We start from the raw sequence: 8,024 nt of genomic DNA on the forward strand, positions 1-8,024 counted from the left end.
TCCGAGCCGCCCAGGCCGATGATCGCACCCACGGCGACACCGCCCACCACCACGCCTGCGGCGGCGGCCGCTACCAGCCCCCAGCCGGAGACGCCGCGCCGGCGCGGCGCGAGATCATCGCGGGCCGATGCGGGGGCAGGCGAGGGCGCCGATGCGCCGGTCGCGTCGGACGTCACGTCAGGGGCGGATGCGGGCAGTGTGTCGGGAACGGCCTCCTCGCCGTCGTCGGCGTCGAGCTCCGCAGCGATCGCTCGCCAGACCCGGTCGGGCGGCGTGAGCAGCGTGGGGTCGTGCTCGGTGCCGCGCGCGCGGCCGAGAGCCTTCTCGAGCGACTCGAGCGACTCGTCGTCATCATGCGACATGAGAGGCCTCCCATCGGTCGCGCAGCTGGATGAGCCCTCGTCTCAAGTGGCTCTTGACGGTGCCGAGCGGCATATCGAGTCGCTCGGAGATCTGTTCGTGCGTGGCGCCGTCGTAGTACGCGAGCGCCACAATTCTGTTGCGCGGGTCGCCCAGCGCCTCCACCTCATAGGCGAGCAGGACGCTCTCCGCGTCGTCGACTGGCGAGCGCTTGATCGGCTCGGCGTCCTTGACCGCCTCGAGCCTGCGCTGCTCACGCACCCTCGACTCGAGCGCATCGGCGATCCGACGCCGGACGATGCCGACCACCCAGCCTCGCAGGTCACCGCGCTCAGGATCGAAGCGCTCGCGGCTGCGCCAGGCGGACACGAAGGTCTGCTGAGCGACGTCCTCGGCGTCCGCCTCGGAGCCCAGCGCGCGCACGGCCATGGTGTAGACCAGGGAGGACACGTCGCGATACAGCTCTTCGAGGGCCCACTCCTCGCCCGCGACGAAAGCCCGCGCGAGATTGGCGCCACTCACGGACGTGGCTTCGACGGCCATCGGCGCAGCGACCTCCTCGACGGGGACGGCACTCATGGCGACGTCCGATTCACGGGCGTGGCGAACACCACGACGTTGTCCTCGTAGTGTCCATCATCCCAGTCGAAGCGTCCACCACACGTCACCAGCACCAGCGTGGGCGCGGCGTCGCGGTCGAAGACGAGGGACATGTCGACCTCCTGCTTGCTGGTCTGCTCGACGCGCGCCACCGTGAAGTCGAGGTCCTCGCCCGAGGCGGTGGTGATCCCGATCGCGTCGCCCGCGGACAGGTTCTTGAGTTGCGCGAAGGGACCCACGCCGTAGCGGTCGTCGACATGGGCGGCGATGACGGCGTTGCCTGACGGCGATCCGGGCGCGGGACCGAACCGGTACCAGCCGGCGTCCGCCGCGGCGGTCGGGATCTCCATCGTGCCGTTGTCCGCGAGGCCCACGTCGACCACCGGCATGTCGATGCCGAGCGAGTCGATGGTGAGCCGCTGTGGCGGTTCCGACCGCAGCTGCTCGAGAGTCTCCGGGGAGGTGTCCTGGATAGGAACGTCGCCCAGGACCGTCGGAGCTCGGACGGCCCCGACCGTCTCGCGCGAGGCGGCCTCCAGCGACGGCTGGGCTGCGGCGGCCCGGTCACCACGCGCGGCTTCAGGAGCAGCACACGCAGCGAGGAGGAAGGTCATGGTCACGATGACGAGGGTGCGCATGGCTCTCTCCTTGCTGCGTTCGCGTGGATGCGGTGGACGGGCGGACGGTTGACGGGCCGAAGGGGGACGCGCCGGTCGGGCGCGTCCCCCCGCGACCTGTCGAGCCTCAGCGGCGGGTGACCGCGAGGCGGGCGCCCACGCCGATGGCGAGTGCGAGGGCGGCGAGGATGCCGGCGGCGGCCCCAGTCGAGATGCCGCGCTCATCCGCGAAGCCCTGGGTGCCGGCCTCGACACCGGACGGGCTCGAGGCGTGGGTGTCCACCGTCTGGACTGCGAGGTCGAGGCTATCGCCAGCAGCGCTGCCCCAGGCATAGACGATGGTGTTCACACCGTCAGCCACCTCGACGTCGACCGGGCCCAGCACGGGGTCGGTCTCGCCGGTCAGCGAGACGGCTGCCTCGTACGTGGCGGCGGGCACGTCGCCCATCACCTCGTCAGGGTTCGAGAGGTTGTCGAACAGGACGGAGCCGTCCGCCCACACGTCGACAGCCGGCGCGCCCGCAGTGTGGCGGACCGTGAGGCGGCCCTCGCCCGCGGCGGTCTCGGAGATGTCGTTCGTGAACAGGTTGACGGTCGGGGCGTCACTCGCGTCGAGGTGCGCCACGGCCGTGTAGCTCATGCCCTCCTCGAGGGTGATGTCGATCGGGCCGAGCACCGGCGACGAGTCGTCCGCGGCGTCGGTCGCGGTCAGCGCCACCGTGTAGGTGCCGGGCTCAAGGTCCAGCGGTCCGGCGAGGTCGCCGGGCTGGAAGTCGTCGATCGTGTTGGCGCCGTTGACGTAGACGTCGACGGGGGTGTCGGGGATGCCGTGCAGCACCGACAGCTCGGCCATCCCGTCCTCGACAGCGAGGGCAGGGGCGGCGAGACCCGCGGCGATGAGGGTTCCGGCGGCGGCGCCGGCGATGAATGACGTGCGCATGATCCTTCTCCTTCGGTTCGGGAGGCCACCGGTTGCGACCCCCTTCACCCACTACTTCCGGCCGAGGCACGGGTTTAGATGCACGCGCATGGAAATTCTCTGGCGGCGAACGCGGGAATGCTCCAGGGGCCACCGCTGTTCCGTGCCAGATGCGGCGGCGGCACCGTCTCTCACCAGGGGTGACGCCGTGGCCGAACCGTGGCCGAACAGCAATCACCCAACGCTTTCGGGCCGCCAACCGTCTCCCTACTATGAGCGACATGACAGCACTTGACCGCGTAGCCCGGCATCGTCTCCGCCTAGGAGCGGCGATCGCGCTGGCCCTCGTCCTCGCGTGGCTTCTCGCAGGCTGTTCGTCTTCCGACGATGCCGGCTGGTCGACGTCCGGCGGCGGCGACGCCGCCTTCGAGGACTCCGCGGAGGCCATGGACGTGGAGGACCGCGCCGCCGCTGAGGAGTCAGGCGAGATTGCGGCACCACAGGCGGATCGGTCCGTCATCGTCACGGGCGCTCTCTACATCACCGTGGAGGATCCCATCGACGCCGCGGAGCGGGCGACACGTGTGGTGCGCGACGCCGGCGGGCGCGTCGACTCGCGCAGCGAGACGGCGCCGGACGAGTACTACGGCGGCTCCGCGTGGCTCACCCTGCGCATTCCGGCGGACGCTCTCGATCGGGTGGTCGACGACCTGCGCGACCTCGGCGACGTCAACGAGTACAGCACCAGCTCGTACGACGTCACCCGCGAGGTCACGGACCTCGACGCCCAGATCTCGACCCTGCGCGCGTCGACCCAGCGCATCGAGGCGCTGCTGGACCAGGCGGAGGACATCGACGACATCATCGCGCTCGAGAGCGAGCTGGATCGCCGTCAGGCCGAGCTCGAGAGCCTCGAGGCGCGCCAGCGCGGGCTGGACGACCAGGTGTCGATGTCGACCATCGAGCTGTCGCTCACGACCGAGCCCGTGGTCATCGTCGACGACAGCCCGCGGTCGTTCTGGAGCGGGCTCGTGTCCGGGTGGGATGCGCTGGTCGGCTTCCTCTCAGGCGCCCTGGTGGTCGCGGGCGTGCTCCTGCCGTGGATCGCCCTCGCGGGGCTGATCGCGATCGGCGCGCTCCTCGTGGTCCGCGCGCGGCGCAGCCGCAAGCGCGCCGCGAGCGACGTGCCCGAACCCGTCGCCAGCGAGGACTGAGCGCACCCCAGCCCGCGCATCGGCCCTCCTGGCGGTCGAATTGCGCTCACCCAAGCGCCTAGGCGAGCGAAATGGGCCCGAATCGCTCGGATACGGCGGTAGGTGAGCGAGAACGCACCGCCGGGACGTGCGGAGGGCCGATGCGGCGGTCGGGTCAGACGGTCGCGGTCACCTCGACCACGGAGCCGGGAGCGGCGTAGGGGACGTGCGAGCCGTCGACGGGCGCGCCGTCCACGACCAGGCTCGCGCCCTTGCCCCCGGAGTTCTTGACCGTGATCACGTACTCGGATCCGCGGATCTGGCGGCGGACCGTGTACTCGGACACCTCGGCGCCGATGCACGGGTCGACCACGAGGCCGTCGTAGTCCGCGCGCACGCCCAGCAGGTACTGCGACGCGACCACGAAGTTCCACGACGCGGTGCCCGTGAGCCACGAGTTCTTCGCCTCGCCGTGGCGCTCCGCGTCCTTGCCCGCGATCATCTGCGCGTACACGTAGGGCTCGAGCCGGTGGACCTCGGAGATCTCCTCGCGGTACGCGGGCGCGATCTGCTTGTAGTACTCCCACGCATTCTCGCTGCGGCCCACGACGGTCTCCGCGATGATCACCCACGGGTTGTTGTGGCAGAAGATGCCCGCGTTCTCCTTGTAGCCCGGCGGGTAGCTCGTGACCTCTCCCAGCTCGACGTGGTACTCCCTGTAGGCAGGGTTGAGGAGCACGATGCCGTGAGGGGTGTTGAGGCGCTCGCGCACCGAGTCCAGCGCCTGGATGGCCTTGCCGTCCTCGAGGCCGATGCCGCCCATGATGCAGTAGCCCTGGGGCTCGATCCAGATCTGGCCGTCCTGCGTCTCGTGCGTGCCCACCTTGTTGCCGTAGTAGTCGTACGCGCGCAGGAACCACTCGCCGTCCCAGCCGTGCTCGGTGACCGCGGCGCGCATGTCCTCGATCGCCTTGTCCGCGCGCTCGGCCTCGACCTCGTCGCCCCGGCGTCGCGCCAGCGCGGCGTACTCGGGCCCGATCGCACAGAGCATGCCGGCGATGAACACCGATTCCGCGACACCGCCGGTCTTGTTGCCCGTGGTCTGGAAGGACTCTCCCGGCTCGGTGGAGAAGCAGTTGAGGTTGAGGCAGTCGTTCCAGTCGGCGCGCCCGATCAGAGGTAGGCCGTGGGGACCGGCCTTCTCGAGCGGGTGATTGAAGCTGCGGCGCAGGTGCTCCATGAGCGACTCCGCCTTGGACTCGTCGTTGTCGAACGGCACCTGCTCGTCGAGGATCCCGAAGTCGCCGGTCTCCTTGATGTAGGCCGCGACGCCCAGGATCAGCCACAGCGGGTCGTCGTTGAAGCCGGAGCCCAGCGTGTGATTGCCCCGCTTCGTGAGCGGCTGGTACTGGTGATACGCACTGCCGTCCTCGAACTGCGTCGACGCGATGTCGATGATGCGCTCGCGAGCGCGCTCGGGGACCAGGTGCACGAAGCCGAGCAGGTCCTGGCTCGAGTCGCGGAAGCCCATGCCGCGGCCCATGCCGGTCTCGAAGAAGCTCGCGGACCGCGACATGTTGTAGGTCACCATGCACTGGTACTGGTTCCAGATGTTGACCATGCGGTCGAGCTTCTCGTGACCCGACTCGACGGTGTAGCTGCCCAGCAGGCCATCCCAGTAGGCGTTCAGGCGCGCGAACTCGGCGTCCGTCTGCTCGTTGGTGGCGAAGCGCGCCAGCAGGTCCCGCGCGCCGGCCTTGTTGATGACCCCGGGCGACTCCCACTTGTCGTCCGCGTCGTTCTCCAGGTAGCCCAGCACGAACGTGTACTGCTTCGACTCGCCCGGCGCGAGCTCCGCCTCCAGGTGGTGCGACGCGATCGGGTACCAGCCGGACGCGATCGAGTCACCGGACTTCGCGGCGTGCGGAACGGCGGCCTCGTGGAAGGCGTTGCCGAACCCCAGGTAGGTGTCACGGTCGGTGTCGAAGCCGGCGACCGGGGCGTTCACTCCGTAGACCGCGTAGTGGTTGCGGCGCTCGCGGTACTCCGTCTTGTGGAAGATCGCTCCATCCTCGACCTCGACCTCGCCGATCGACAGGTTGCGCTGATAGTTGGTCTGGTCGTCCTCCGCGTTCCACAGGCAGAACTCGATGAAGCTGAACAGGTCCACCTGCTTGGACGCGTCCGAGTGGTTCGTCAGCGTGACCTGGTGGACCTCCGCGTTGACGTCGACGGGCACGAAGAGCAGCACCGAGGCCTCGAGGCCGTTCCGCTCGCCCGTGATGCGCGTGTAGCCCATGCCGTGCCGGGTCTCGAATCGTTCGAGGTCCTTCTTGTACGGACGGTACGACGGGCTCCACACGTCGCCGCCGTCGTTGATGGAGAAGTAGCGGCCGCCATCGTCGACGGGGATGTTGTTGTAGCGGTAGCGCGTCAGGCGCCGCATCTTCGCGTCGCGGTAGAAGCTGTAGCCACCACCGGTATGCGACACCAGACCGAAGAACTCCTGCGAGCCCAGGTAGTTGATCCACGGGTAGGGAGTGTGCGGCGTGGTGATCACGTATTCGCGCGCTTCGTCGTCGAAGTGGCCGAACTGCATGGGTGGAGCCTTCCGAGATGTGGGTGAACCGACCTCACTCTAACCGAGATCGAAACGTTCTGACATAACGATTCGACCACGAACGCGGTTCCCGCTCCCGCGCGCGGGATCGGAGCGTGCTCGCGCCGCCCGGACGAGCACGCGCTAGGTTGACACCATGCTGCTCTCCGACCGCGATATCCGTGCCGAGATCGACGCCGGGCGCGTGGCGCTCGACCCGTACCAGCCGGAGATGATCCAGCCGTCGTCGATCGACGTCCGGCTCGACAAGTTCTTCCGCGTGTTCGACAACCACAAGTACGCCGCGATCGACCCGAGCGCCGAGCAGCCGGAGCTCACGCGGCTGGTCGAGGTCAAGGGCGACGGTCCGTTCGTGCTCCACCCCGGCGAGTTCGTCCTGGGATCCACTTTCGAGTCGGTGGAACTTCCGGATGACATCGCGGCACGGCTCGAGGGGAAGTCCTCGCTCGGCCGGCTGGGGCTGCTCACCCACTCGACCGCCGGCTTCATCGATCCCGGATTCGAGGGCAACGTCACGCTCGAGCTGTCCAACATGGCGACCCTGCCCATCAATCTGTGGCCCGGCATGAAGATCGGCCAGCTGTGCTTCTTCCGCCTGTCCTCCCCCGCCGAGCACCCCTACGGCTCGGACGCCTACGGATCCCACTACCGCGGGCAGCGCGGACCCACCGCCAGCCGCAGCTTCCAGAACTTCCACCGCTCCGATATCTGACTGTCGACCTGATCACATCGCCCCCGCGGCGGCGCCAGCGCCGCTAGTGTGCGCACCAGGCACAACGCGAGGGAGCAGCACGCATGACGGAGTGGAACGCACCAGGAAGCACGGGTGACCACCCGAGCGACGAGCTCGCGGATGCGGCGCAGCGCAGCGCGCCCGCATCGGCGCCCATCCTCGGCGCGCCAGCGACCGCTGCAGTGGCGCCGCCCCCCGGCTGGTACGCGGATCCGGAGGACGGCACCCGGCAGCGCTACTGGGACGGGGCGGCCTGGGCCGCGCCCATGACCGCGATCCCGGCTGCGGCGCCGGCCAAGCGCGGCCTGTCACGCGGGGCCGTGGCCGGCATCGTCGCGGGCGTGGTCGCCGTCGTCGTCCTCGGCATCGTGGCGGCGGCTGTGGTCTTGCCGCGGCTCGAGGGCGCAGCGCTGTCCGCGATCGACGGCGCGGGCGCGACGTCGCTCGAGGCGGATGTGCCCGACGCGTGGACGACCGTGGCGACCCTCGAAGGAGCCGGCACGATCGGCTACGACCCCACGTGGGATGACGTGCGGGTCCAGCTGGGCGCCAGCACCATCGAGGCACTGACGCTCCAGGAGACGGGCATCGACGTGCGTGTGGACGGCGCGTGGATGATGGAGGGCTCGTGGGAGACCGGAGGCTCGGCGCTCACGGTCATGAGCGCCGCCGACGTGGGCGGTCCCTCCTCCGCACGCCTGGAGGCCGAGGCCTTCCTGCTGTCCTCGACCGCGGAGCTCGAGGACGTCATGAAGATCTCCGAGGGCGCCGTGGAGACGGCAGCCGGCTACACGGCGTACGTGATCGAGTTCGGGTATTCCCTCTACGGAGAGCGGCTCACCAACACCGTCGGCGTCGTCGTCGAGGGCCCGCGCCAGGTCATCGTCAGCGCCAGCTCGCTCGAGCAGTACGGCACCCAAGTCGACGTCGTCCAGGCGATGCTCAGCTCGCTCACGATCGACGAGGCCTGACCCCACTCCGG

7 protein-coding genes and 1 pseudogene are annotated in these 8,024 nt (G+C 69.4%); 3 read left to right on the plus strand and 5 right to left on the minus strand.

Annotation, left to right across the window (positions count from 1 at the left end; translation table 11 throughout):
* The 4 genes and pseudogenes from QZ483_RS11265 to QZ483_RS11280 form a co-directional block, all read right to left on the minus strand.
* A pseudogene (locus QZ483_RS11265) lies at window positions 1–362 on the minus strand (anti-sigma factor); the annotation flags it as partial.
* A complete protein-coding gene (locus QZ483_RS11270; protein WP_297084037.1) occupies window positions 352–939 on the minus strand; it encodes an RNA polymerase sigma factor in 588 nt (195 codons plus the stop codon). The pseudogene QZ483_RS11265 and the gene QZ483_RS11270, both read right to left, overlap by 11 nt.
* Window positions 936–1,598, minus strand: a complete 663-nt coding sequence (locus QZ483_RS11275; protein WP_297084038.1) for a class F sortase — start codon at window positions 1,596–1,598, stop codon at window positions 936–938. Before QZ483_RS11275 ends, QZ483_RS11270 begins: the two co-directional genes overlap by 4 nt.
* 106 nt (window positions 1,599–1,704) lie before the next feature.
* Window positions 1,705–2,517 (minus strand): DUF4397 domain-containing protein, encoded by an 813-nt coding sequence (locus tag QZ483_RS11280; protein WP_297084040.1) that lies wholly within the window; start codon window positions 2,515–2,517, stop codon window positions 1,705–1,707.
* A gap of 260 nt (window positions 2,518–2,777) precedes the next feature.
* Between QZ483_RS11280 and QZ483_RS11285 the strand changes: the two genes are divergently transcribed.
* Entirely contained in the window at window positions 2,778–3,710 is a 933-nt protein-coding gene (locus tag QZ483_RS11285) for a DUF4349 domain-containing protein (RefSeq protein ID WP_297084043.1), read from the plus strand.
* A 154-nt stretch (window positions 3,711–3,864) separates the two neighbouring features.
* Here QZ483_RS11285 and QZ483_RS11290 read toward each other — a convergent pair whose 3' ends face one another.
* Entirely contained in the window at window positions 3,865–6,288 is a 2,424-nt protein-coding gene (locus QZ483_RS11290; protein ID WP_297084044.1) for a GH36-type glycosyl hydrolase domain-containing protein, read from the minus strand.
* A gap of 157 nt (window positions 6,289–6,445) precedes the next feature.
* Between QZ483_RS11290 and dcd the strand changes: the two genes are divergently transcribed.
* On the plus strand, window positions 6,446–7,021 hold the full coding sequence (dcd, locus tag QZ483_RS11295; RefSeq protein ID WP_297084046.1) for a dCTP deaminase: 576 nt from the start codon (window positions 6,446–6,448) through the stop codon (window positions 7,019–7,021).
* 83 nt (window positions 7,022–7,104) lie between these two features.
* Complete coding sequence (locus tag QZ483_RS11300; protein WP_297084048.1) at window positions 7,105–8,013, plus strand: DUF2510 domain-containing protein; 909 nt, start codon at window positions 7,105–7,107, stop codon at window positions 8,011–8,013.
* Window positions 8,014–8,024 lie beyond the last annotated feature (11 nt).

Origin of the sequence: uncultured Demequina sp., assembly GCF_913055775.1 — a bacterium.
GTDB lineage: Bacteria > Actinomycetota > Actinomycetes > Actinomycetales > Demequinaceae > Demequina.